General features: G+C 65.8%; 17 protein-coding genes and 5 pseudogenes. 12 read left to right on the forward strand and 10 right to left on the reverse strand.

The window, feature by feature from the left end:
- Window positions 1-273 precede the first annotated feature (273 nt).
- Window positions 274-1,362, forward strand: a complete 1,089-nt coding sequence (locus tag ALC15_RS10530) for an SbmA/BacA-like family transporter (RefSeq protein WP_050627190.1) — start codon at window positions 274-276, stop codon at window positions 1,360-1,362.
- A 72-nt stretch (window positions 1,363-1,434) separates the two neighbouring features.
- Here the strand turns inward: ALC15_RS10530 and ALC15_RS10535 are convergent, their stop codons facing one another.
- On the reverse strand, window positions 1,435-2,781 hold the full coding sequence (locus ALC15_RS10535) for a lytic murein transglycosylase (protein ID WP_244486016.1): 1,347 nt from the start codon (window positions 2,779-2,781) through the stop codon (window positions 1,435-1,437).
- 185 nt (window positions 2,782-2,966) lie between these two features.
- Here ALC15_RS10535 and ALC15_RS10540 point away from each other — a divergent pair, with 185 nt between their 5' ends.
- Together ALC15_RS10540 and htpX are read left to right on the forward strand one after the other, a co-directional pair.
- Window positions 2,967-4,622 (forward strand): ATP-binding protein, encoded by a 1,656-nt coding sequence (locus tag ALC15_RS10540; protein ID WP_050627192.1) that lies wholly within the window; start codon window positions 2,967-2,969, stop codon window positions 4,620-4,622.
- A 175-nt stretch (window positions 4,623-4,797) separates the two neighbouring features.
- Complete coding sequence (htpX, locus tag ALC15_RS10545) at window positions 4,798-5,730, forward strand: zinc metalloprotease HtpX (RefSeq protein ID WP_050627193.1); 933 nt, start codon at window positions 4,798-4,800, stop codon at window positions 5,728-5,730.
- Between the two features lie 58 nt (window positions 5,731-5,788).
- On the opposite strand, the gene ALC15_RS10550 is transcribed toward htpX, so the two are convergent.
- Window positions 5,789-6,739, reverse strand: a complete 951-nt coding sequence (locus ALC15_RS10550; protein WP_050627194.1) for an aldo/keto reductase — start codon at window positions 6,737-6,739, stop codon at window positions 5,789-5,791.
- A gap of 339 nt (window positions 6,740-7,078) precedes the next feature.
- Here ALC15_RS10550 and ALC15_RS10555 point away from each other — a divergent pair, with 339 nt between their 5' ends.
- On the forward strand, window positions 7,079-7,414 hold the full coding sequence (locus tag ALC15_RS10555) for a GYD domain-containing protein (RefSeq protein WP_050627195.1): 336 nt from the start codon (window positions 7,079-7,081) through the stop codon (window positions 7,412-7,414).
- 484 nt (window positions 7,415-7,898) lie between these two features.
- Here ALC15_RS10555 and ALC15_RS10560 read toward each other — a convergent pair whose 3' ends face one another.
- Window positions 7,899-9,341: a helix-turn-helix domain-containing protein gene (locus tag ALC15_RS10560; RefSeq protein WP_050627196.1), complete on the reverse strand. Its 1,443-nt coding sequence runs from the start codon at window positions 9,339-9,341 to the stop codon at window positions 7,899-7,901.
- Window positions 9,342-9,582: 241 nt separating this feature from the next.
- On the opposite strand from ALC15_RS10560, the pseudogene ALC15_RS41745 reads away from it, so the two are divergent.
- The 4 genes and pseudogenes from ALC15_RS41745 (at window position 9,583) to ALC15_RS44555 (ending at window position 11,373) form a co-directional block, all read left to right on the forward strand.
- Window positions 9,583-9,791: pseudogene (locus ALC15_RS41745) on the forward strand (DUF4170 domain-containing protein).
- A 211-nt stretch (window positions 9,792-10,002) separates the two neighbouring features.
- Window positions 10,003-10,578 (forward strand): hypothetical protein, encoded by a 576-nt coding sequence (locus tag ALC15_RS10565; RefSeq protein ID WP_050627197.1) that lies wholly within the window; start codon window positions 10,003-10,005, stop codon window positions 10,576-10,578.
- 22 nt (window positions 10,579-10,600) lie between these two features.
- Window positions 10,601-10,831, forward strand: coding sequence for a hypothetical protein (locus ALC15_RS44780; RefSeq protein ID WP_094193801.1), 231 nt, complete (start codon window positions 10,601-10,603; stop codon window positions 10,829-10,831).
- Window positions 10,723-11,373 carry a glycine-rich domain-containing protein gene (locus ALC15_RS44555; RefSeq protein WP_488240840.1) on the forward strand — a complete coding sequence of 217 codons (651 nt, stop codon included), beginning with the start codon at window positions 10,723-10,725 and terminating at the stop codon, window positions 11,371-11,373. The genes ALC15_RS44780 and ALC15_RS44555 overlap by 109 nt, the downstream gene beginning before the upstream one ends.
- Window positions 11,374-11,459: 86 nt before the next feature.
- Here the strand turns inward: ALC15_RS44555 and ALC15_RS10575 are convergent, their stop codons facing one another.
- Entirely contained in the window at window positions 11,460-12,347 is an 888-nt protein-coding gene (locus tag ALC15_RS10575; protein ID WP_050627198.1) for a metallophosphoesterase family protein, read from the reverse strand.
- Between the two features lie 243 nt (window positions 12,348-12,590).
- Here ALC15_RS10575 and ALC15_RS10580 point away from each other — a divergent pair, with 243 nt between their 5' ends.
- The 3 genes and pseudogenes from ALC15_RS10580 to ALC15_RS10590 all read left to right on the forward strand — a co-directional run bounded on the left by ALC15_RS10580 (window position 12,591) and on the right by ALC15_RS10590 (window position 13,978).
- A complete protein-coding gene (locus ALC15_RS10580; RefSeq protein ID WP_430649153.1) occupies window positions 12,591-12,995 on the forward strand; it encodes an NUDIX domain-containing protein in 405 nt (134 codons plus the stop codon).
- A gap of 39 nt (window positions 12,996-13,034) precedes the next feature.
- Window positions 13,035-13,546: pseudogene (locus ALC15_RS10585) on the forward strand (GNAT family N-acetyltransferase).
- 114 nt (window positions 13,547-13,660) lie between these two features.
- Complete coding sequence (locus ALC15_RS10590) at window positions 13,661-13,978, forward strand: EthD family reductase (RefSeq protein ID WP_050627199.1); 318 nt, start codon at window positions 13,661-13,663, stop codon at window positions 13,976-13,978.
- 59 nt (window positions 13,979-14,037) lie between these two features.
- On the opposite strand, the pseudogene ALC15_RS10595 reads toward ALC15_RS10590, so the two are convergent.
- The 6 genes and pseudogenes from ALC15_RS10595 to ALC15_RS10620 form a co-directional block, all read right to left on the reverse strand.
- Window positions 14,038-16,339 (reverse strand): annotated as a pseudogene (locus ALC15_RS10595) (TonB-dependent receptor).
- Window positions 16,340-16,531: 192 nt separating this feature from the next.
- A pseudogene (locus ALC15_RS10600) lies at window positions 16,532-16,956 on the reverse strand (DUF2946 family protein).
- 165 nt (window positions 16,957-17,121) lie between these two features.
- Window positions 17,122-19,185 (reverse strand): hypothetical protein, encoded by a 2,064-nt coding sequence (locus tag ALC15_RS10605; protein WP_050627200.1) that lies wholly within the window; start codon window positions 19,183-19,185, stop codon window positions 17,122-17,124.
- A 1-nt stretch (window position 19,186) separates the two neighbouring features.
- A pseudogene (locus ALC15_RS10610) lies at window positions 19,187-21,996 on the reverse strand (DUF4159 domain-containing protein).
- Entirely contained in the window at window positions 21,996-22,937 is a 942-nt protein-coding gene (locus ALC15_RS10615) for a DUF58 domain-containing protein (RefSeq protein WP_050627201.1), read from the reverse strand. The pseudogene ALC15_RS10610 and the gene ALC15_RS10615 overlap by 1 nt, the downstream one beginning before the upstream one ends.
- On the reverse strand, window positions 22,937-23,941 hold the full coding sequence (locus ALC15_RS10620; protein ID WP_050627202.1) for an AAA family ATPase: 1,005 nt from the start codon (window positions 23,939-23,941) through the stop codon (window positions 22,937-22,939). Before ALC15_RS10620 ends, ALC15_RS10615 begins: the two co-directional genes overlap by 1 nt.
- A 252-nt stretch (window positions 23,942-24,193) precedes the next feature.
- Here ALC15_RS10620 and ALC15_RS10625 point away from each other — a divergent pair, with 252 nt between their 5' ends.
- Window positions 24,194-24,835 carry a DUF1285 domain-containing protein gene (locus ALC15_RS10625; protein ID WP_050627203.1) on the forward strand — a complete coding sequence of 214 codons (642 nt, stop codon included), beginning with the start codon at window positions 24,194-24,196 and terminating at the stop codon, window positions 24,833-24,835.
- Window positions 24,836-24,864 lie beyond the last annotated feature (29 nt).

Here is a 24,864-nt window from a genome sequence, read left to right on the forward strand (position 1 = left end):
CTCCTGAACCTCGTGGGAGATCACCGTGCGGTCGACGGCACCGCAAAGCGGGACCGCGGTGCACACTATTGATGCGGATCAATAGGATATCGAGCCGAAGGCGGCAGATTGAATCCATGTCCGTGAGGCATGACGCACGGTTGGCTAACACGTCAGGAATCACCGGTCCGCGATAATGGTCCGAATGCCGACCGATAATACTCGCGCGGCGTTCGGAGCGCGCGGGACACCAGCTTGATCAACGCCAACACCGGTTGACGATCTTAGACCCCGATGCTGACAAGGAGCCGTTTCGCTACGGAAGAAAGGCAGCTCCTGCCTCGCTTTTGGCAGAGCGCCTCCGGATATTGGCGAGGGCCATCAGCCTGGTTCGCCTGGTTTCTGGTCATCCTGCTCATCGCGAACGTCGTCCTGCAACTTCTGACCCAATACGGATTGAATTTCTGGAATCGCGACTTCTTCAATGCGGTGGAGCAGAAGAATCAATCGGAGCTGATCTATCAGGCGTTGCGGTTCGTGCCGCTTGCCGGGGCCAGCATCGGGCTGGACGTCTGCTCGGTGTGGGCGCGCATGACCCTGCAGCGCTCGTGGCGCGCCTGGTTGAGCGGCCGGCTCTACGACTACTGGCTCGGGGATGACCGCTACAAGAGGCTGCGTTTCATGCCCGGTGATAGCGAGGCCCCCGAGTATCGCATCGCAGAAGATGCCAAGGTTGCAACCGATCTGCCGATCGACCTCGTGGTCGGCCTGCTGCAGTCGCTGCTGACGATCGCAACTTTCGTTGGTGTGCTCTGGTCTGTGGGCGGGAGCCTGACAGTTCATGCCGGCGAGTTCGCGCTGCTGCTCCCCGGCTACCTCGTCATTGCGGTGATCGCGTATTCTGCATTGCTTGCGACGGCCATTTGGCTGACGGCCGGTCGATTGACGCGCATCATCGAGGAAAACAAGCGAACGGAGGCCGAACTAAGAGCGACCGGGACGCATCTGCGCGAGAGCGGAGAAGGCAAGGTATCGCTTGCTGCCAACAAGGATGGGCGGCATGTCATTGGCGCAGCCTTGAAGGCTGTTATCGGAGTCTGGCGCATCTATTGCTGGCAGCTGATGCGAATGACGCTGGTGACCTACACCGGCCTCCTGATAACGCCGGTCATCGGTCTCTTGCTGTGTCTTCCAAAGTACCTTGCCGACACGATGACGCTCGGCGAGGTGGTCCAGGCGTCGGCGGCGTTCGTCGTGGTGCAGACGGCCTTCAACTGGTTTACGGACAACTATGCCAAGCTCGCGGAGTGGGCAGCTTCAGCCAATCGCGTCGCGTCGTTGCTGCTTGCATTGGACCAGGACCGGCCACCGCCGATGCCATGAGGCCTCGCCTATCGGCTCAGTTGAACGTCTGACCTGCGCGCGAGGGGCAGCAAAGGCAGTTGCGATGTTGTCTTACCGTGTCCCCGGCACCGCGGCATCCGCGGCCGGCTGGGTCCGGCCGCCGCCGCGCATCCGCGCCAGCAGCTCCGCGGTCGGCCAGGAATCCGCGGGCAGGCCGTACTTCATCTGCATCGCCTTCACCGCGCTGCGGCTCGCCTGGCCGAGCACGCCGTCGATCTTGCCGACATCATAGCCGGCGCGCGCCAACAGCCCCTGCAGCTCCTTGATCTCGCCAAACGGCAGTTGCGCGACCGGCGCGTGCGGTCGCTGCATCGGCGGCGCGCCCGCAATGCGGCCGGCGAGATAGCCGGCGGTGGTGGAATAGATCAGCGAATTGTTCCACTCGGTATAGGCGGCGAAATTCGGATAGGCGAGAAACGCCGGACCCATCCGGCCCATCGGCAACAGCAGCGAGGCCGGCATCTCGTCATTCGGCAGCGCCTTGCCGTCGGTCAGGGCGACGCCGAGCGCCGCCCATTTCGAACGCGGCAGCTTGATGGTGAGGTCGGCCTGGTCCCACGGAAAATTCGTGGCCTGCGGCACGCGCACCTCCTGCAGCCACGGCTCGCCGCGGCGCCACTTCAATCCGTTGGCGATGTAGTTCGCGGTCGAGCCGATCACGTCGGGACCGCTCGCGAGCAGGTTGCGATGGCCATCGCCGTCATAGTCGACGGCATAGTTGAAATAGTGCGTCGGCAAAAATTGCGTCTGGCCGAGCTCGCCGGCCCACGAGCCGATCATCTCTTCGGGCGAAAGATCGCCGCGCTCGATGATCTTCAGCGCCGCGATGGTCTCGCCCTGGAACATCTCCGAGCGGCGGCAGTCATAGGCCAGCGACACCAGCGATTTCAGCGTCGGCAGATTGCCCATCTGGGCGCCGAAGTCGCTCTCCAGCCCCCAGAACGCGGCGATCACAGCCGGCGGCACGCCGTACTCCTTCTCGGCGCGGGCGAACGCGGCCGCATAGGTCCGGATGTACTGCTGGCCCTGCTGCATGCGGTAGTTGGCGGCCATGCGGCCGGCGAACTGGGTGAAGATCTGGCCGAACACGCGCTGGCCGCGGTCGCGGTTCACGATGCCCTGGTCGTAGACCAGATAGGGTGCGGCCTCCGCGATCGTGCGCTGCGAGACGCCGGCGGCGACTGCCTTCTGCTTCAGCTCGGCGAGGAAGCGATCGAAGTTCTGCCCGTTGTGGCAGGACGCAGCCCGCGGCGAGGCCACTGCGGCCGGGCGAGCCCTCGCCGGGGCCGGTCCCGCAGGGCTCGGCAGCAGCTGCTGCGCCTGACCAGGCGAGGTGAGCGCCAGCGCTCCCGCGATCGCTGCGATCATGATCGGGGCGCGGAGGGGAGATGCTGGCATCGATGTCACCGGCTGAGAAAGGAGAAAATGGCCCAAACTGCATACACCAGGGCGACACCGGGCAACAACGGGGGTGCTGGCCTTAGACCAATTGAGCTTCGGCAGGCTGAGTCGCCGCCGCTATGATCGGGCCAAGTGATTCGCGGGCAGGGGAGTCGGCGGATCGATCACGCCCGGAGGGACCCATGTGGAGTTTTCTCGAGCGTCTGTTGGATTCGTCGACGTTTTCGCCACACGGCATTTGCCTGTTGTGGGAACCGGAGCTGATCTGGCTCCACGTGATTTCAGACGCCATCATTGCCGCTTCGTATTTCTCGATTCCGTTTGCGCTCGCAATCCTCGTCTCCAAGCGGCGCGACTTCCAGTTCGGCTGGATGGCCTGGCCGTTCGCCGCCTTCATCCTCGCCTGCGGCCTCACCCATGTGTTCTCGATCTACACGCTGTGGGTGCCGATCTACGGCCTCGAGGGCCTGCTCAAGGCACTCACCGCGATCGCCTCGATCATCACCGCGGTGCTGCTGTGGCCGCTGATCCCGAAGATATTGGCGATCCCGAGCGAGCAACAGCTGCGCGAGGCGCATGTCGCGCTCGCCGAGGAGGGACGACAGCGCCAGCGCTCGGAATTCCTGCTCGAGCGGTTCCGCGAAGCCGAGGCGAATGAGAGCAAGATCCGCCAGGCGCAGAAGATGGAAGCGGTCGGCCAGCTCACCGGCGGCATCGCGCACGACTTCAACAACATTCTCACCGTCATTACCGGCACCATCGACATTCTCGCCGAGGCGGTGACCCACAATCGCCAGCTCACCGAGATCACCGGCCTGATCCGCGACGCCGCCGATCGCGGCGCCTCGCTGACGCGGCATCTGCTGGCGTTCGCGCGCAAGCAACCGCTGCAGCCGAGCGACGTCGACGTCAACGCGCTGATGGTCGATACCATCGAGCTGCTGCGGCCGACTATCGGCGACCATGTCGACATCGATTTTCGCCCGATGCCCGACCTGCCGCGCGCGCTGGTCGATGCCAACCAGCTCGTCACCGCGATCATTAATCTCGCGCTGAACGCACGCGACGCGATGCCGAAGGGCGGCCGGCTGCGGATCGAGACCCGCACCGCCGAGTTCAAGCCGTCTGACGTGCACGGCCATGACGGGCTCGCCGCCGGTGACTATGTCGCGGTCGCGTTGACCGACAACGGCCAGGGCATCGCCGAAGCCGATCTGGCAAAAGTGTTCGAGCCGTTCTTCACCACCAAGGACGTCGGCAAGGGCACAGGCCTCGGGCTCAGCATGGTCTACGGCTTCGTCAAGCAGTCCAACGGCCACATCGTGCTCGACAGCGAGCTCGGCCGCGGCACCAGGGTCATGCTGTTCCTGCCGCGTGCGGCGACAGTCTCGCCGGCTGCGGCGCCGCCCGAGCGGCGGCAGCCGGAGGCGCGCGGTGCGCAGGAGATCGTGCTGGTCGTCGAGGACGACAAGCTTGTGCGCTCCTACGTGCTGACCCAGATCGAGAGCCTGGGCTACACCACGCTGTCGGCCAACAATGGCGACGAAGCGCTCGCGGTGCTCGACAGCGGCGCGCCGGTCGATCTCCTGTTCACCGACGTCATCATGCCCGGCGCGATGAACGGGCGCGACCTCGCCACCGAGGCGAAGCGGAGACGCCCCGGCCTGCGCGTGCTGTTCACATCGGGCTACACCGATGATGCCATCGACCAGGACGGCAAGCTCGAGCAGGGCATCCTGTTCCTCGGAAAGCCCTACAGCCGGGCCCAGCTCGCCCGCATGCTGCGCGTTGCGCTGCGCGAGAAGGAGGTGCGGCTCGCGCAGGAGCCGGCGGAGTAGGCGCGATGCCGGTCGCGTAGCCCCGGCGGAGCCAACGGATCGGCGCACATGACCAATCGTTAATCCGCGCCGCGTCGCTGGGACGCACCGGTTTCTCTTGCGACGCGCACCGCAAAATCCCTACCTCAACGGCGTTGATTGTGGCAGCATTTCTGCCTGCCGCCAGGGAACCACGATGAACTATTTTCGCACCGCGCTCCTGCTTGCCGGCCTCACTGCGCTGTTCATGGGCGTCGGCTATCTGATCGGCGGCGGCACCGGCGCCGTGATCGCGCTGCTCGTCGCGGCTGCGACAAACCTGTTCACCTACTGGAACTCCGATCGCATGGTGCTGTCGATGTACGGCGCCCACCAGGTCGATGCGCGTTCGGCGCCGGACCTTTACAATCTCGTTGCCGAGCTCGCGCAGCGCGCGAGCTTGCCGATGCCGCGTGTGTTCGTGATGGACGAGGCGCAGCCCAATGCGTTCGCGACCGGCCGCAATCCGGAGAACGCGGCGGTCGCCGTCACCACAGGCCTGATGCAGCAGCTCAGCCGCGAGGAGCTCGCCGGCGTGATCGCGCACGAGCTCGCGCATATCAAGCATCACGACACGCTGACCATGACGATCACGGCGACGATCGCCGGTGCGATCTCGATGTTGGCGCAATTCGGCATGTTCTTCGGCGGCAACCGCAACAACAATGGCCCCGGCATCATCGGCTCGATCGCGATGATGATCTTGGCGCCGCTCGGCGCCATGCTGGTGCAGATGGCGATCAGCCGCACCCGCGAATACGCCGCCGACAATTATGGTGCGCGCATCGTCGGCCAGCCGATGTGGCTGGCGTCCGCGCTCGCCAAGATCGAGAATTCGGCGCATCAGGTGCCGAACATGGAGGCCGAGCGCAATCCCGCCACCGCGCATATGTTCATCATCAATCCGCTGTCGGGCCACGGCGTCGACAATCTGTTCGCCACCCACCCCTCGACCGCCAACCGGATCGCAGCGCTCCAGCAGCTCGCCGCCGAGCTCGGCACCCAGGCCGCGCCGCGTAACACCGGCGCGACCTATCCGCCGCGCAGCCCGTGGGGCGGATCGTCGGGCCAGCGCGGGCCGTGGGGTTAGAGCAACATAAGAGCAGATTGAACGGCAAGCGGGGCGAGGTGAAGGGCAGGCCGCCCCGCTACGCGCTCGCGGCATCCAGCCGCGCGACCTGGTCCTTGCTCAGCTCGAGCTTCGTCGCCGCGACGAGCGTGGCGACCTGCTCCGGCTTGGTGGCGCTAGCAATCGGCGCGGTGATGGAGGGCTTTGCCATCAGCCAGGCGAGCGCGATAGCGGCCGGCTCGGCGCGCTGCTCCGCGGCGACCTCGTCGAGACAGGCGAGGATGCGCATGCCGCGCGGGTTCATGTATTTGGGAATGCTGCGCGACCCGCGCGGGCTCTTGGCGAAGTCGCTCTCCGAACGATATTTGCCGGTCAGGAAGCCCGCGGCGAGGGAGAAGAACGTGATCACGCCGACGTCGTTCTCCTCGCAGACACGCTGCAGCGCACCTTCATAGCTGGAACGCTCCGCGAGGCTGTATTCGGGCTGCATGCTCTCGTAGCGGGGCAGTCCGTTCGCCTTGGAAATATCGAGCGCGCTCTTGAGCCGCTCGGCCGAAAAATTCGAGGCGCCGATTGTCCTGATCTTGCCGGCCTTGATCAATTTGTCATAGGCCGCGAGCGTCTCTTCCTGCGGCGTGGTCTCGTCGTCCTTGTGCGACTGGTAGAGATCGATGGTCTCGGTCTGCAGCCGCCGCAGCGAGTCCTCGACCGCGCGCGCGATGTAATCCGGCTTCAGCCCGACATTGCCGTTACCCATGTCCATGCCGACCTTGGTGGCGAGGATGATGCGGTCGCGGGTGCCGCGCGTCTTCATCCACTTGCCGATGATCGTCTCCGACTCGCCGCCGTGATGGCCCGGCACCCAGCGCGAATAGACGTCCGCCGTGTCCAGGAACGTCAGTCCATGATCCAGCACGGTGTCGAGCAGGCGAAACGACGACGCCTCGTCCACCGTCCAGCCGAACACGTTGCAGCCGAAGCAGAGGGGAGGGACGGTGAGACCGGAGCGGCCGAGCGGACGAAGCTTCATGCGTGTTCTTTCGGTTGTTCTTGATGGCAGGCGCGGGGACACTGAGACAGATTGCCTCTGTTTGCAAGACGTTGGCTTGTGCGTCAGGCACGCTGCCCCTCCGTGCCGCGTCGATCATGCGTCGTGTGCGTCGCGCAGGAATGCGATTTCATTTGCGCGACGTTTGATGTAGATTGCGCGGCGAGCTGCCACCGGTTACGCCGAATTCCGGAGAATGAGCGGCAGCGCTGATGGCCATCGGCAGGCCTTTTCTTATTCATTTCAGTACGAAATCTTCTCCTGCCCGGGCGACGCCCGGGTGAATGCTGTTTTCATTCCCAGCCAAATGGAGCGATTGCCATGCATTTCTGCTTCTCGGGTGAATACACGCCGCGTTCGATCAACAACATCATGGAGAACCCGGCGACCAATCGATATGAGGCCGCGAAAAAGCTGATCGAGTCAGCCGGCGGCAAGTTGATTTCGATGTACAGCACGGCGACCGACGGCCCCGGTGTGATGGTGATCTTCGACGTACCGGATCCGAGCTTCGCACCTGCCATCAGCGGCGTAGTGGTGGCGGCCGGCGCCATGCAGAATGTGAAGCTGGTCCGGTTGTTCACGCAGGATGAGATCAGGGTGGTGCGTCAGCACGCAACCAAGCTCAAGGCAGCCTACTCGCCTCCGGGTAGCTGACGGCGACAAACGACAAAACGCGGCGCAGATCGACCTGATGGCCGATGTCACTCTCGCGCGGCGGCGCTTCGCAGCGCCCCGCGCGGAGGCGGGGGCCGTTGCGCGCCGCTGATCCGGGGCGCGTCACGGATGGGCGTTAGCCCGGGCGGATGTCGCGCGCGCATACTGGCTCGCATTAGCCCCGGCCGGTTGTGCCGTCGCTTGACGTCCGCTCCCTCGCTGACATGCCTTTGGCGTGGCCGCGTCACCCGAGTCTGGCCTAAACCGGCGGCCCGGATACCGTCAACGGGTTGATATTCGGGTGGTGAGACCCGTCCAGAATCCATGCATCGGTATCGCTCGGTCTCTCCTGCGGACTGTGCACGCTGTTCGTCGCGCCCGACGGCTGCAAGGTGGTCGAGGGCGTCATCAGCAAGGACGGCTGGTGCAAGGCCTTTGCCGCAGTGGATTGACTCACAACCCTCCCCTCCAGGAGAGGGTGAAGTTACAGCTCCCGCGCATTCGAGAATGCGAACGACGACACCCGCCGCGTCGTCTCATCCAGGATCAAGGTGCGCGTGATCGGCGGCTCGGCGCGCTGGCTGCAATTCTCGCGTTCGCAAAGCCGGCAGTTGACGCCGATCGGGGTGCCCTCGGCCTTTTCCAGATCCATGCCGGTCGCATAGACCAGCTTGGCCGCGTGACGGATCTCGCAGCCGAGCCCGATCGCGAAGCGCGGCTGCGGCTGCGGGTAGGGCGCAACCGGCCGGCGCACCGTCTGCGCGATCGAGAAATAGCGCGTGCCGTCGGGTAGCTCGATCACCTGGCTGAGCAGGCGATCGGGCATGTCGAAGGTCGAATGCACGTTCCAGAGCGGGCAGGTGCCGCCGAACTTGGAGAACGGGAAGGTGCCGGAGGAAAACCGCTTCGACACATTGCCGGCATTATCGACCCGCAGCAGGAAGAACGGCACGCCGCGCGCGTTCGGTCGTTGCAGCGTGGTGAGGCGGTGGCAGACCTGCTCGAAGCCGGCGTTGAAGCGCTGCGCCAGCACGTGAACGTCGTAGCTCAGGGCTTCGGCCGCGGAATGAAACGCTTGGTAGGGCATCATCGCCGCCGCGGCGAAATAATTGGCGAGCGTGATGCGATAGAGTCTGCGTGCGGTGTCGTCGAGCGGGCCGGCGCGGCTGACGATCGCGTCGATCGCAGCGCCGCATTCGACAAAGCCGATCTGCAGCGCGAGCTGGAAGCTGCGGCCAGAGCTGTCGACCAGTTCGGAGATCAGGATCTGCCGGCGATGGCGGTCGAAACGGCGCAGCGTCTCGCGCATCACGTCGACCGGCATCACGCGGGCGACGATGGAATGTTTTTCGCGCAAGCGGGCGGCGAGAGCGGTGAACAGCCCTTCGGTCGGTACGTTGAGCTCGTCGCGCAGATTTTCGGCGGCGGTCTCGAGCTCCGGAAAATAATTGCGGTTAGCCTCGATCAGGTCGCGCACCCGCTCGATCGGATTGGCGTCGAACTGCGAGCCCTCGCGGTCGGCCATCTGCGCCGCCACCAGCGTCTCGCCGCGGCGCGCCTCGGTGTAGGCGGCGTAGAGTCGCTGCAACGCATGGGTCACGCCGGGGCAGAGCTCGGCGAGGTCGCGCAGCTCCTGCTTCGGCAGGTCGATCTGGCGGAACAGCGGATCGGAGAAGATCTCGTTGAGTTCCGCGAAGAAGCGGTCCTCGTCGGCGGTGGCGAGGTCGCGCAGATCGAGATCGTAGGTTTCGGCGAGACGAAGCAGGATCTGCGCCGTCACTGGCCGCTGGTTGCGCTCGATCAGGTTGATGTAGGAGGGCGAGATGCCGAGCCCTTCGGCGATCTGGGTCTGCGATAGCCCCAATTGCTGACGGATCCGCCGGAACCGCGGCCCGACGAACAGCTTCTTTCCTGACTCGCCGGGCATGGCAGCTTTCCTGACCTATTTTGTGACAAAATTTACAAATCGACATTTATTACAAGTTCAGATGTTACATGACATCACCAATAAAAAACAAGGCATCTATACGAACTTCGCCTTTTCGCGTTTAGCTCCTGACACGCACTTCGCGATGCCCTGTCAAGAATGTCGCTCCGGCGGGCAGGTCGCGAGGATCAGGTTTCAGGCGGCCGGGCAAAGGCGGCCCGATTTTTAGAGGAGACTGACGATGAGCAAAGGCAGCAATTTCTGGGTGATCGGCGGCGAGTTCGGGTCGATGAACTTCCACAAGCTCGTCGAAGGCTCCGCCCAGGTCCGCGGTCCATTCAAGACCCGCAAGGAAGCGAAGAGTGCTGGAAGGAAGTCTCGGAAGAGAGCCGCCACAAGGCCGGCGTGCGCTTCTCGATCGTCGAGGAGCCGTCGCGGGTTTCGGCCTGAGCGCCAGAGTTATCAGAGCTAAGAAACGTCCAAGGACGGCGGCCCCATCCGGTTCATCCGGGTGGGGCGACCGCTTTTGGGACACCGCATGGGGTTTTTGATCTGGGGATAAGTGGCAGCCTAAGTGCTTGGGAACCAACGTCCTTTGCGGACGTCATGGTTGCTGATAGGTTAATCGGTAAGCAAACCCGTCACCACGAGACCGCAAGGCATGTCCGATCCGCAGAACACCGGCAGCGAGGCGCGCGAGATGCGGCCGACACTGCGAGAGGCGCTGCGGCGGGCGCGGATCGAGGCGGCCGATCGCACCGGCGTCGTCGTCGAACTGCGCGATGCCGAAGTGGCGCGGCTTGAGATCCTCAACGACGCGCTCGATCCGCTGTTCGCGCAGGTGCCGGAGAAGGTCGATCTGTTCGACCGCGGCATCAGCCAGGGCGAGACGCCGCGGCTCTGGATCGACGTGGTCGCGCATGTGCTGATGGGCCGTGACAAGCGGATCTACCGTTTCGTGCAGGACACGCGGTTCGGCCGCATCGTGCTCGCCGAATCACACGACGTGGCCGTGATCGTCGATGCCGTCACCGATTACGTCGCACGCCGCATGATCGAGCGCGAGCATGCGATGGTGGCAACGCCGCTTCCGGTTGCCGAGCCGCCGGCGCCGCCGCCCGCACCGGTGGCGCCGCCGAAACGCCGCGGCGGGTTCGGCATGTTCGTGCTTGGCTTCATCCTGGGAGCGCTCGCGCTGTTCGGCCTCGCGATGCTGGCGAGCGTGCAAAACTTCTAGTCGCCGACCAGCGGGGGGCAATTTGGTCATAACACCCGCCTCGGCATTCTTCGGCGTGCTGGCGGCAGGCGCCGTGATCGGCAGCGCCGTGCTGTTCGGCAAATGGCAGACGCTGCGGCGCGCCGAATATATCCGCACCTTCAAATGGCCGGCGGGGCTATTGGCCCGGCTCGAGAAGCATCACCCCGGATTCACCCGCAAGGACAGCGCGCTGGTCTCGCGCGCCTGCGGCAGTTCTTCCTCGCCTATCTGATGAGCGGCAAGCGCTTCGTCTCGATGCCGTCGCAGGCGGCCGACGACCTCTGGCACGAATTCATTCTCTACACCCGCGAATATGATGCGTTCTGCCGCCGCGCCTTCGGCGGCTTCCTGCATCACAGGCCCGCCGTCGTGCTGGTGAAGGAGCAGCGCCGGAGCAATGAGGGGCTGCGGCGGGTCTGGTGGTACTGCTGCAAATACGAGAACATCGATCCGGTCAGGCCGACGCGGCTGCCTTTGCTGTTTGCGCTCGACGCCAAGCTGAACATCGCGAACGGCTTCATCTATCACACCGACTGCGAGGCGCTGCGGCGCAGCGGCATTGCCGGCAGCAGTCCCTATTGCGGCGGCGATTTCGCCGACTCCTCGATCGACGGATCGTCGGCGGGTTTTGGCGATGCCGGCAGCGACGGAAGCCATGGCGGCGACGGGGGCAGCCATGGCGGCGGTGACGGAGGTGGTGGCGACGGTGGAGGTGGCGGCGACAGCGGAGGCGGCTGCGGCGGTGGTTGTGGCGGCGGCGGAGGCGGGGATTAGAGCATGATCCGGAAAAGTGCGGAGCGGTTTTCCGAAAAGATCATGCTCAAACAAGACGCCAGAGAGAGAACGATTCAACTCGCGCTTCAGGACAACCGCACTTGCTTGAGCTCGCGAATACCCTCGTGGTTGCCGAGGCCGCGCACGATCTGCTCGCAGCGCCAGGCGTTGCCGTCGCGCTCGATCGAGAACAGATTGTAGGCCGCCGCCGGATAGTGCTTGCGCGCGAGCGCCGATGCCGACGGCACGCCGATTGCCGGAATCTTGCGCTCGGGGCCGTCGAACCACATCGTCGAATGGATGTGGTCGTGGCCGTGCAGCACCAGCTCGACGCCGTGCCGCTTGAGCAGCGCCAAGAGATGATGCGAATCGGTCAGCCGCTTGGCGCGCCCGTCGGAGTGTAGCGGGTGATGCACCAGGAGGACGCGGAAGGCATCCTCCTGCGATAGCTGCGCGAGGATCGTCTCCAGCGCGTCGAGCTGGGCATGGCCGAGCCAGCCGGTCGCCATCAGCGGCGGCGTCGGCACCGCCGAGGAGACGCCGATCAGCGCCACCGGGCCGCGGCGGCGCACGAACGGAAAATGCGTCGCGGCGCCATCGGCGTCGCCGCGCAGATAGTCGCCGAAGTGGCTGACGAAGCGATGCCGGGTCGCACGCACATAGGCGTCGTGATTGCCGGGGACCACGGTGACGTCGGCAGCGCCGCCGACGCCCTCCAGCCATTGCCGGGCCGGATTGAATTCGGCATCCAGCGCTAGGTTGACGAGGTCGCCGGTGACAGCGACATGGTCCGGTTGCTGCGCCTGCATGTCCGACACCAGCGCATCGAGCACGTCGCGGCGGTGATATTTGTGACGGTTGCGCGTCCAGTTCAGGTAGCCAAAGGCGCGCTTGCCGGCGAGATCGCGCAGCCGCGCGGCCGGCAGCGGCGGCAGATGCGGATCCGACAGATGTGCGAGGCGGAACGCCGCCATCACGCGATTCCCTTCGGATTGTCGGTGAAAAGTGGCCGGCAGCCGGTCATGTCGTGCTATCCCGAACGTCCTGCCCTGTATTGGCAAGAGCTGTGCAGGCGCGCAAGGATCAAAGCAAGGATCAATGCACGGATCAAACAGCATGATGTCGAGGGTTCAGTGACGGTCCTGCTCGATTTACGCAAGCGCTACGAGCCGCAGATCAGGTGGGTGTTTCATTTCTACTGGCGGCTGGTCCGCAGCATGACGCTCGGGGTCCGCGCCGTCGTGCTCGACGCCGACAACAAGGTGTTCCTGGTCAAGCACAGCTACGTCCATGGCTGGTATCTGCCCGGCGGAGGGGTCGAGGTTGGCGAAAGTTTTATCGAGTCGCTGCGGCGGGAGCTGGAGGAGGAAGGGCGGATCGAGCTCACCGGAGAGCCGGTGCTGCACGGCGTCTTTCACAACAGCCACGTCTCGCCGCGCGATCATGTCGCGGTCTATGTCGTCCGGAACTACCGGCAGGACCGGCTGCCGGAGCCGAATCGCGAGATCGTGGCCTGCGGCTTCTTCGATCCGACCGCACTGCCGGAGGACACCACCCCCGGCACGCGGCTGCGGATTGCGGAGGTGCTCGAGGGCCGGCCGCCGCCGGCGACATGGCGGTGATGGACCGCGCCCGCGCCAGATGCTATCCCGCGCCCCACAATGACCGAACTGTCCCTGACCATCCTGCCCGAGACCCCGAAAGACGCCCAGGCGATCGAGCGCCTGCATGAGCGTACCTTCGGGCCTGGCCGCTTCGTGCTCAGCGCCTACCGGCTGCGCGAGCATGTCGATCATCTGCTCGATGTCTCCTTCACCGCGCGGATCGGCACCTTGCTGGTCGGCTCGGTGCGCCAGCTGCCGATCTGCATTGGCGATACGCCGGCGCTGATGCTCGGGCCGTTGACGGTCGAGCCGCCGTTCCGCAGCCGCGGCGTCGGCCGCGCGCTGCTCGAGCGTGCGATCAATGACGCCCGCGCCAAGGGCCATCGGCTGATCGTGCTGGTCGGTGACGAACCGTACTACGCACGGGTCGCTTCAAGCCGGTCCCGAAAGGGCGGATGACGATGCCCGGCCCGGTCGACTACAGTCGCCTGCTTGTCATGGAACTGGTCGACGGCGCGTTCGAGGGCGTGTCGGGGCCGATCCAGCCGGACTGGAGCAAGGCGATCTGACATCCGCGCGAGCCATTGCCGGAATGGTTGCGCCCTCCGGCAATCTGACGCACAGTTGAGGCAAGCGCCGGGACAAGACCGGCGCATGTCATATCAACAGGGAGAGTGCGCGCCATGATCAAGGTCAGTGTGATGTATCCGAACAATCCAGGCGCACGCTTTGATCACGATTATTATCGCGACAAGCACATGCCGCTGGTGAAGGCGAGGCTCGGCGACGCCTGCAAATATTACACGGTCGACAAGGGTCTCGCCGGTGGCGCACCGGGAACGCCCGCCACCTATGTCGGGATGTGCCACATTTTCTGCGACTCGGTCGAAGCCTTTGGCGCCGCCATGGGCAAGCACGCCCCGGAGATCTTGGGCGACATTCCGAACTACACCGACCTGCAGCCGGTGATTCAGATCAGCGAAGTCGTCGTCGGGCATTGAACGGCGCTGGCATAAGAGCACGATCCCTCTGCCGGTGACGGCAGAGGGATACGCTTGTCTCAGAACTTCAGATTGGCAAAAGCCCGCACGCCGAGGCCCGGCATCAGCACCTCGTCCTTGGTGTAGGAGACGGAGTTGCGGATGTTCTGGTTGAGCAGATTGTTGCCGACCAGACCGAGCGTCATCTCGCGCGCGCCGATCCACGATTGATTGAGCTTGGTGTTGTAGGTGATCTCCGCGTTCAGCAGATTATAGCCTGCGGTCGGGGTCTCGCCGATCACGGCGATGTCGTTCTGTGCGAATGCGTGCACCAGGTTGACGCGGGTGAACCAGTTGCTGTCGCGCCAGTAGACGCCGCCACCGAGTCGCACCGGCGGAATCCGCGGCACGTTGCTGCCGTCGGTGAAGGTGGCGCGCACCACATCGAACTGGTTCTCGATGCCCCAGATGCCGCCATTGAGCGCGCCGATATCGAGCTGGCTCTGGAATTCGGCGCCGCGGAAGATCGCATCGCGCTGCGAATAAACCGCCTGGCGGCCTTCGTTGGTAGGATCGCCATTGCCGCAGGAATCGAAATCCTCACCGCACATCACCCCGGTCAGGCGGCGATAGATGAAATTGCTGAAACGGGTGTAGTAGGCGGTGGCCTCGAAACGGAACGGTCCGGTCGCCTTGCGCAGGCCGATCTCGACCGATTTCGCGGTCTCGATGGTCAGGTTCGGATTGCCGATATCGAAGGTCGCGGTGGCGTCATGCGCGCCGCGCGAGAACAGCTCGGCGGGCTTCGGCGCGCGCTCGACATATTGCGCGGTGATGCTGCCGACGAGGTCGCCGGGCAGGTTCTGGATCAATCCGACGCTGCCGCTGACCGGCGTGTAGGACGGATTGCGCGACACCGAGCTCTGCGGCGCGCCATCGGGCAGGAAGTCCGCCGGGAAATCCGGCGTCGATCCATGCAGCTCCACATGCTCGATGCGGCCGGCGATTTGCGCCTTGGTCTGGTCCGTGAACTTGAACTCGTTGAAGACGTAACCCGCGACGCGGTTGTTGTTGTTCGGGCTCCACAGGCCGTTGAATAGCGCGCCCGGATCGTCCGGGCTCGGCGCGGTCAACTCCTGGTGCCCGCCCTGCAGGCCGAACGCAGTCGTCACGGTGGCGAAGCGCGCGTTGAACGGCATCATCTGCACCTCGACGCGGGCCTCTTGCTCCTTGCTGGTGAAGGTCTGGCGCACGCCGTCGCTGAACAGATCGGTTGGGTCGGCAAGGCCGAGCTCGTTGTGGCGATAGTCGGTCGCGCGACCCAGAATCGCACCGCGTCGATCGCGGCAGCATCGGGCCGGTACTCGCCCTTGACCGCGATCTTGGTCTGGTGCGCATCGATCCGGGTCTTGTGGTCGGAGCCGTCAATGCCTGGGATGTGGTAGAGCGAGTCGTTCTGGGTGATCGACGCGCCGACATAGCCGCCCTGGAAAAAATACGACGCGCCGACCGAGGCGCCGTCCGACTGCGTTGCGGAGTTCGGCTGGCGGCCGTTCACCGGCCGGGTCTGGTCGAACAGATACGGATAGCTCGGAATGCTGTAGTCGCTCGTGGTGCGGCCATAGACGTCGGCATGCACGACGACATTGTTGCCACCGGCGTCGAGCAGCATGCCGCCTTCGACGCCACGATTGACCGAGCTCACCGACGTGCGGGTCTCGACATTGAGGCAACCCGGGCCGCCGGCGTCGGCCAGCGGCGCCTTCACCGGTAGCCCATAGCTCTGGAACGGCGCCGCCGCGCAGGTCGGCATCGCGTCGGGAATCCGGTTGTTGGAGGCGCTCACCACGCCGCCGATCGAGGTCGAGCCGTAGCGCAGCGCCGCAGGCCCCCGCACCACCTCGATCTGGTTGGTCGAGAACGGATCGATCGGCACGAAGTGATCCTCGCCGAGATCGGAGACGCCGCCGCCGCCGAGACCGTTCTCGACGATGCGACGCGGTTGACGTCGAGGCCGCGGATGATCGGCCGGCTCGATGCGCCGGGCGCGAAGCTCGAACCGGTGATGCCGGGCTTCGAGAACAGGAGATCACCGAGCGTCGCGCCGCCGGAGCGCCGCAGTTCCTCGTTCGGCACCACGGTGACGGTCGCGAACTGGTCGGTGACGACGGGGAGCACGCCCTGCTGCGGCGCCGGCGCCGCCGCGGCGGGCGCCGGTTGCACCGCCGCGGCGCGTTCGCTGTTGCGGCCTGGTGCAGCCCGGACAGCGCGGGTCGGCGTGCGCGTTGGCACGGTGCGGTGCCGCTGGATCGGGCTTGGCGCCGTCACGGTGATGTCAGGGAGTTGCGTCGGCGTGTCGTCGGCCAGCGCGCTGCCATGCATTGCGCCGAGCAGCAGCCAGCTCGCGCCTCCGATGTGGAGTGCTCGTATCTTCTGAAGTGTCATTGTCCTGGTCCAAGTGCTGGAAGTGCTGATCCAGCCCCGTCGAAACGACGGATCGATCCCGATTTGCCCGGCGGGAGGCCGCAACTGTGACGCGGCCGTCCGCTCGGGGCGTGCAGCAATCAGTCGATGTCAGGACACAGGAGGTGCGCGGGAGCGGAAGGCCGCAGGCGCGACTTCAGATGGACGAATTCGGCATTGGTGGTGCGGAACAGAAGCTCGACGGCTTCCGGCAGCAACAGCACCGGCGGCGCCGTGAACAGCACGCTGCTCGCGAGCGAGATGACAGTGCAGATCGCGCAATTATCGGCGGGATGGTGCCGGTCGTTGTCGTGCCGGGCCGGCGGCTCGGTCCCGGTCACCTGGACCGCGAGATCAGGCGTTGCCGAGGTCCCGATATAGGCAAGATCGAGCAGCGACAGGCCGGTCTGGACGGCGGGTGCGGCTTGCGCGGCCGCAATGGGATGGAAGTGCCCGAACGACAGCACGAACTGGACGGCGAGCGCGAACAGCGCCAGCCGCGAGCCAGTCTTGATGCGTCTTCGGAACCAGTTCATGCCGATTGAGTCCCACCCATCGGCACCGCGCTCATTCCCCGGCCGTCCGATGTTACATTATAACATCGGAGGGCAGCCGAGATGTCAACCAACCTTCGGACACACTGTGTCGGTGTGTTGCCGGTGTGTGTGTTTGACGCAACGCCGACGCGAGCCCGGCCGGGCTCAACGTCCCTCGCGCAGCCAGGTTGCGGCAAATCCGCCGAGCAGCAGCAGCAGGCCGACCAAGCCCGCGAACATCGGCAGCACGCCGACGCCCTTGACCACGCTGGCGTCGCGCATCTTGACGCCGAGCCAGTTGTCGCCGCGGAAGATCGAGGATGCGCGCACCGGCACGATGCGCGGCATGTCGAGGCTCGACCCGTCGACGATGCGCCGTGCGTCGCCGCCGGTCGCCTGCGCCAGCGGCTTCAGCATGTCGGTGGTCGAGGTGACTTCCGAGAATTCCCTCGGGTTGGTCGGGCCGACATTGATCAGTGCCTTCAGCGTGCCGTCGGTGGCCTGCCACAGGCCGAGCTCGTTCGCGGGCAGGGTCGCGCGCCACTCGCCGGGATCGCCGGCGGTTAAGGTCAGTTCATGCGTGGCGCCGCTCGGTGACGTCACGGTGACCGGCGCGACGGTGTCGGCCATGGTCTGTCGCACCACCATGAGGTCCTTGCCCTGCACCTGCATGCGCAGCGCCTCTTCGTCGAGGTCGGGCTGCTTCATCAGCCAGTGCGACACCCGCCGCAGCAGATCGAGGTGCGGGCCGCCGCCCTCATAGCCGCGCGCCCACAGCCAGATCTGGTCGGACAGCAGCAGCGCGACGCGGCCTTCGCCGAACCGCGACAGCAGCAGCAGCGGTTTGCCGTCGGCGCCGGTCATGACCGGCGAGTTGATCGCGTTGCGGGTGTCGACGGTGCGGAAGAATCGGCTCCAATGCGGCGGCTCGGCATTCGAACCTTCCAGCCCGCGCGTCACCGGGTGGCGTTTTCCGGCATCGCTCAAATGCGCATAGAACGGCTTCTCGGTGACGCCGACCGGCTCGGCCGGCAGCACCGAATCCAGCGGCGTGCGCCAGATGCTGGTGGTCGAGGCGTAGTCGGGACCGGCCGACACCAGCACCGCGCCGCCGGAACGGACATAGCGCGCGATGTTGTCGAAATAGGCGATCGGCAGCACGCCCTGGCGGGCGTAGCGGTCGAAGATGATCAGCTGGAATTCGTTGATCTTCTGCTGGAACAGCTCACGGGTCGGAAACGCGATCAACGACAGCTCGTTGATCGGCGTGCCGTCCTGCTTCTCCGGCGGCCTTAGAATCGTGAAGTGCACGAGATCGACGCTGGGGTCGGACTTCAGGAGGTTGCGCCAGGTGCGCTCGCCGGCATGCGGCTCGCCGGACACCAGCAGCACGCGCAGCTTGTCGCGCACGCCGTCGATCGCGACCACGGCGCGGTTGTTGACCGGTGTCAGCTCGTTCTCGAGCGGCGAGGCCTCGATCTCGACGATGTTCGGACCGGCATGCTTGATGTCGATATCGACACTGGAGGTCTGACCTGAGGTCAGCGTACGCTCGTTGATCACCTCGCCGTCGCGCCGGACCGTGACCTTGGCGCGCTCGCCGGTGACGCCCTGATCGTCGAGCCGGTAGGTGATGGTCTGGGTCTGGCCGACGATGCCGAAGCGCGGCGCCGCCGTGATTGCGATGCGGCGGTCGCGCTCGTCCTTGCGGCCGGTGATCAAGGCGTGCACCGGCGCCTGGAAGCCGAGCGCCTGGGTGTTGGCGGGAATATCGTGCACCCGGCCGTCGGTGATCATGAACGCGCCGGCGACGCGCTCGACCGGCACGTCCGAGAGCGCCGACGTCAGCGCGCCGAACAGTTTTGTGCCGTCGGTTTCGCCGTCGGCCTGGCCGGCCTCGACGACGCGGACCTCGAGGCCCTTGATCTGCTTCAGGCTGTCGACCAGCGCCTGGCGCGCCTTGTCGGTCTCCTGGTTGCGCGTGCCGAAATTCTGGCTCGGGCTCTTGTCGATCACGACGGCCGCGACCGAAGTCAACGGCTCGCGGTCCTCGCGGGTAAAGGAGGGATTGGCAAGCGCGAGCAGGATCAGCGCCAGCGCGGCGACACGCACCGCGGCGCCGCGTGCGCGCGACAGCAGCAGCAATGCCGCGATGACGACGATCGCGCCGAGCGCGATCCACAGCACGAGCGAAGGAACCAGCGGTGTGAACGCGATACCGTAGTTCATATCATTGTCCCAGCCGCTCGATCAGGGCAGGTGCGTGCACCTGGTCGGCCTTGTAGTTGCCCGTCAGCGTGTACATCACGATGTTGACGCCGGCGCGGAAAGCGAATTCGCGCTGGCGCGGCTCGCCCGGCGTCAGCGGCAACATCGGCTGACCGTCGGGCCGGATCGCCCAGGCACCGGCGAGATCGTTCGAGGTGATGATGATCGGCGAGACGCCGTCGCCGCCGCGCGCCGGGCGCTGCGCTGCTTCTTCATCGTCCTCGCGCGGCAGCGCCTCGACCCAGGTCTGGCCCGAGTTGAAGCGGCCGGGGAAGTCGCGCAGCAGATAGAACGTCTTGGTCAGCACGTGTTCGCGCGGCACCGGCTCGAGCTCAGGCACGTCGAGGGTCGACAGCAATTCGCGCAGCGTCTGCATGCCCGGTGTCTGCGACGCGCCATTGTCGCCCGGCGGCGCCTCGATGGCGTCGCGGGTGTCGAACAGCACGGTGCCGCCCTGCTTCATGTAGGCGTCGATTTTGTTGATGGCGTCCTGCGGCGGCTTCGGCGCGCCCGGCACGATCGGCCAATAGATCAGCGGAAAGAACGCCAGCTCGTCGCGCGCGGGATCGATGCCGACGGGATCGCCGGCCTCCAGCGCCGTGCGCTGGCCGAGGAACAGCGTCAGTCCGGACATCCCGGCCTTGACGATGGAATCGACGTCGGCATTGCCGGTCACCACATAAGCGAGCCGCGTCTGCGACACCGCCTTGATGGCGAAGTCGTCGCTGCTGCTGTTCTGCGCACGGCTCGGCGAGGGCACCATCGTCGTCGCAAGGGCGAACGCCAGCGCAAGCACCGCGGGCGCGGCGCGCCGTCGGATCAGCGCGGCGAGGCCGCCGCCGAGCATCGCCACCACGATGGCGTCGAGCAGGAATAGTGCCAGCGCCGTCGACAGCATGATGCCGCGCAGGTCCCGCGGCTCGGCGTTGGTGTAGGTCGCATGCTTGGCACGCAGGCCGGAGATGTCCAGCGGCGCGATGCGGTCGGCAGAGGCCAGCGTGTTGACTGCGATCGGGCTCTCGGCGGTGCCGTAGAAGCCGGGCGGATGGTCCGCGGTGCCGCGGTCGCGATAGTCCGCCGACATCGGCTTGGCGGTCGAGGGCGGCGGGCCGAAGGCGCCGAAGCCATCGAGCGTGCGCAGCGGCGCAACCGTCTCGGCATTGGGATCGCTGGCGACGCCAGGGCCGGGCTTCGAGGTGTAGCCGGACATATCGATCAGCCGGCGCAGCATCTCGACGAAGGTGCCTGACATCGGCAGGTCCGACCAGCGCATGTCGGCGCGACATGGAACAGGCTGACCACGCCCTTTCCGCGATGCTCGCCGGTGACGAGCGGCGTGCCGTCCTCCAGCGAGGCCCAACTCTTGGTCGCGAGCACGGCGTCGGGCTCGGCCAGCACCTGGCGGTTCACGGTGATGTCCTTCGGCACGGTGAGGCCCGCGAACGGACCATCGGCAGCGAATGAGGCCATGTGTTGCGGCTTCTCCCAGGTCAGGCTGCCGCCGAGCGTGCGTCCGCCGCGGCGCAGCTTGACGGGAACGAGGTCGTCATCGGCCTGCGCCAGGCGCGGGCCGGCAAAGCGCACCAGCACGCCGCCTTGCTCGATCCAGGCGTTGAGCCGGTCGCGGATCTCCGGCGACAGCGTGCCGACATCAGCCATCACGATCATCGGCAGCCGCTGATCGAGGAATTGCCCGATCACCTGCTGCGGTGCACCGCGATCGCCGAGCCTGACATCCGCGAAGGGCGACAGCGCGCGGGAGAGATAGAAGGTCGAGGCCAGCAGCGGCTGGGCGGTGTCGTTGCTCGCGCCAGAGACCACGCCGATGGCGCGGCGGCGCCAGCGCCGGTCGAGCAGCTGCACGGCGCCGGCCGAATGTTCGCCGGCGATCTCGAGCCGCGCGATGTCGTTGCGCAATTCGACCGGAAGGTCGAAGGCGGCTTCGGTCTCGCGGTCCTGCGGGCCGAAACTGTAGCGGGCCTCGCCGATCGGCGAGCCCTTGGCGTCGACCGCGCGCACCGTGCCGGCCGCGATGCCGCTCTCGGTGCGCAGCACCTTCACGGTCATCTTGGCGGCGGCGTTCTCGGCCGCGACCAGCGCCTGCGCCGATTGCGTGCCGCCGGCATAGATCGTCAGATTGCGATTCTCGATCACCTTGCCGAGGCCTTCGGTGAATTCGCTGCCGCGGCCGGTGTCGACGCCGTCGGACAGCCAGGCGATGTCGCAGTCGCCGGTGGACTTGAGGAAGCGTTCCAGCGTCGCAAGGGTTTCAACGCGATCGATCGAGTAGGGCTTCGGCGCAAGCTGGCGCAGCGCGACGCGCGCGGCGCCGGCCGGCATCAGCGTGATGTCGCGCGTCGGCTCGGACAGCGGCACCAGCGCGACGCCGCGGCGGTCGCTGTCGGCATTGGTGACCAGCTCGTCGGCGGCCTTGATCCGCGCATCCCAGCTCGAAGCCGCGCTCCAGCCGTCGTCGAGCAGGATCACCAGCGGCTGCTTGCCCGCGGCAACGCCGGTTTGCGGATTCCAGATCGGCCCGGCGGCGGCGAGGATGACGAGCGCGGCGGCGGCGAGCCTGAGCAGCGTCAGCCACCATGGCGTCCGCGACGGCGTCTCCTCCTTGGGCGCGATGTCGAACAATAGCCGCGTCGGCGGGAATTCGACCCGGCGCGGCCGCGGCGGCATCACGCGCAGCAGCCACCACAGCACCGGCAGGCTGACCAGCCCCAGCAGCAGCAGCGGTTCGGCGAAGGAGAGGGGGAGGCCTGCGATCATGCGCTGCGTCCCGCCTTGACGGTTGACCGGCCGCCGCCCTTATTCACCATCATGCCGGCGTGCAGGAACAGCAGCAGCTCGGCCGCGGAGCGGCTGGTGGTGTGGGTCGAGAACAGCCAGTCGAGCCGGCCGGTCTCGGCGCGGATCTGCTCGCGATGCAGCGCGACGCGCGCGACATAGTCGCTCGCCCAGCTCTCGGCCCGGCCCGCGGTGATGACGCTGCCGGCCTCGGGCTCGACGAATTCGATACGGCCGGAATAGGGGAAGGTCTCTTCGGCGGGATCGACGATTTGGAGCATCGTGCCGTGCGCGCCGGAGGAGGAAAGCCCGGCAAGCATCGTCGTGATCTCAGCTATCGGCGACCAGAAATCCGACAGCACGACGACTTCGGCCAGCGACGACGGTACGAAGGACGGCGGCAGGCTCGCGCGCGTCGTCTCGTCGTGCAAGATCGCTTCCGCCATCTTGTCGATCACGTTGAGGCTTGCGGTCGGGGTCATCAGGCCGGGAATGCCGACGCGTTCTCCGCCGGCCACGAGCAACTCGGCAAGTGCGAAGGCGACGATCAGTCCGCGCTCCAGCTTGCTGTCGCGCGCATCGCGAGAGGCAAACGCCATCGAGGGCGACCGGTCGGCCCAGATCCACACGGTGTGCGCGGCTTCCCATTCCTGCTCGCGTACATAGAGATGGTCGTCGCGTGCCGAGCGGCGCCAATCGACGCGCTGCGACGGCTCGCCGGAGACGAAGCGGCGGTACTGCCAGAAATTCTCGCCCGAGCCGGCGCGGCGGCGGCCGTGCAGGCCATGGATGACGTTGGCCGCAACACGGCGGGCCTCAAGCACCAGGCGCGGCAGCGACGCGGCGAGCGATCGGCTTTCGCCATCTGCACGTCGGACCGCCAGGATCTCCTCGTTCTGGTGCCTGTTGTCAGCCGCCATCAACCGATCCGCGTCTTCAATTGCTTGATCACATCCGGAATGGTGCGGCCCTCGGCGCGCGCCGAGAAGGTCAGCGCCATGCGGTGCTTGAGCACGGGCTCGGCGAGATCGAGCACGTCGTCGATCGACGGCGCGAGCCTGCCGTCGAGCAGCGCGCGGGCGCGAACCGCCAGCATCAAGGCCTGACTGGCGCGGGGACCGGGTCCCCACGCGATCAGCTTGCCGGCCTCGCCACCCTCGGTGCCGGGGCGCGCGGCGCGCACCAGCGTCAGGATCGCTTCGACCACGGAATCGCCGACCGGCAGGCGCCGCACCAGTCGTTGTGCCGTGAGCAGCGTCTCCGCATCCATCGACGGTTTGGCGGTTGCCTCTTCGGCGCCGGTGGTTTCGAACAGGATGCGCCGTTCGGCGTCGCGATCGGGATAGTCGACGTCGATTTCCATCAGGAAGCGGTCGAGCTGCGCTTCGGGCAGCGGATAGGTGCCTTCCTGCTCGAGCGGATTCTGCGTCGCGAGCACGTGGAACGGCTTCGGCAGATCATGCCGCGCACCGGCAATGGTGATGTGCTGCTCCTGCATGGCTTGCAGCAATGCCGACTGTGTGCGCGGGCTGGCGCGGTTGATCTCGTCGGCCATCAAGAGCTGCGCGAACACCGGGCCCGAGATGAAGCGGAATGAACGCTTGCCGGTGGAGCTCTCGTCGAGCACCTCGGCGCCGAGGATGTCCGACGGCATCAGGTCGGGCGTGAACTGGATGCGCTTGGCATCGAGCCCAAGCGTGACGCCGAGCGTCTCGACCAGCTTGGTCTTGGCGAGGCCGGGCACGCCGATCAGGAGCGCGTGGCCGCCGGACAGGATCGTCACCAGCGTGTTTTCGATCACCTGGTCCTGGCCGAAGATGACCGTGGACACCGCTTCCTTGGCGGCCTTGATCTGGCCCGCGACCTGCTCGGCCGAACGGACGATCACATCCTCCAGTTTTTCGACGCTATCTGCACCAGCCATCCGATCCGCTCCTTCTCGGCGATGCGCGCATTGCCGCGCCGGCATCTGTCGTCATCTCTTGGTCGTCATCGCATGGCCCGCATGCTAAACCTATGCGAAGGCCATGTATTCGTTGAATTAAACTATCCCCACCTTATCGGTATTTCAGGGTATGAACGGCATCACGATGTGGCGAGAATGACATCCCGACCACATCTCAGAATACGTGCACCAAACGTGCCAGATTGAAGGTCGGAAACTTTAAGGCAAACAATGGCGAAGCAAGGGCAGAGCGATTCCGGCAGTGAAACTACGGGCATCGGAGGCAAGGGCCTCGAAGGCCTCACCAATGCTGCCAACCGAGCTGCGACGTCGGGTCCAGCCGGGCGCAAGGGCCTGCCGCCGGTCCATCTGTGGAATCCGCCGTTCTGCGGCGATCTCGATATGCGAATCGCGCCTGACGGCACCTGGTTCTACATGGGAACGCCGATCGGACGGCCTGCGCTGGTGCGGCTGTTCTCCACGATCCTGAAACGCGAGGACGGCAAGCACTTTCTCGTGACACCGGTGGAGAAGGTCGGCATCCGCGTCGACGACGCGCCGTTCCTCGCCGTGGAAATGCAGACCGAGGAAGACGCGCGCGGCCGTTTGCTCAGGTTCCGGACCAACGTCGATGATTGGGTCGATTGCGAGAAGGGCCACGGCCTCAGATTCGAGGCCGCCGAGGATGGCGGGTTGACGCCCTATCTGCATGTCCGCGCCGACCTGTGGGCGAAGGTCACCCGCGCGCTCTACTACGATCTGGTTGACATGGGCGAGGAGCGGATGGTCGATGGTCAGGAGATGTTCGGCATCGAGTCCGGCGGCGAATTTTTCGCGATGGCCGATGCCAGTCAGGTGAGGGGCGCACTTTGAACGAGCCGTTGCTGAAGGTGAAGCCGGCG

The sequence above is a fragment of the Bradyrhizobium viridifuturi genome (assembly GCF_001238275.1).
Classification (GTDB): Bacteria; Pseudomonadota; Alphaproteobacteria; order Rhizobiales; family Xanthobacteraceae; genus Bradyrhizobium; species Bradyrhizobium viridifuturi.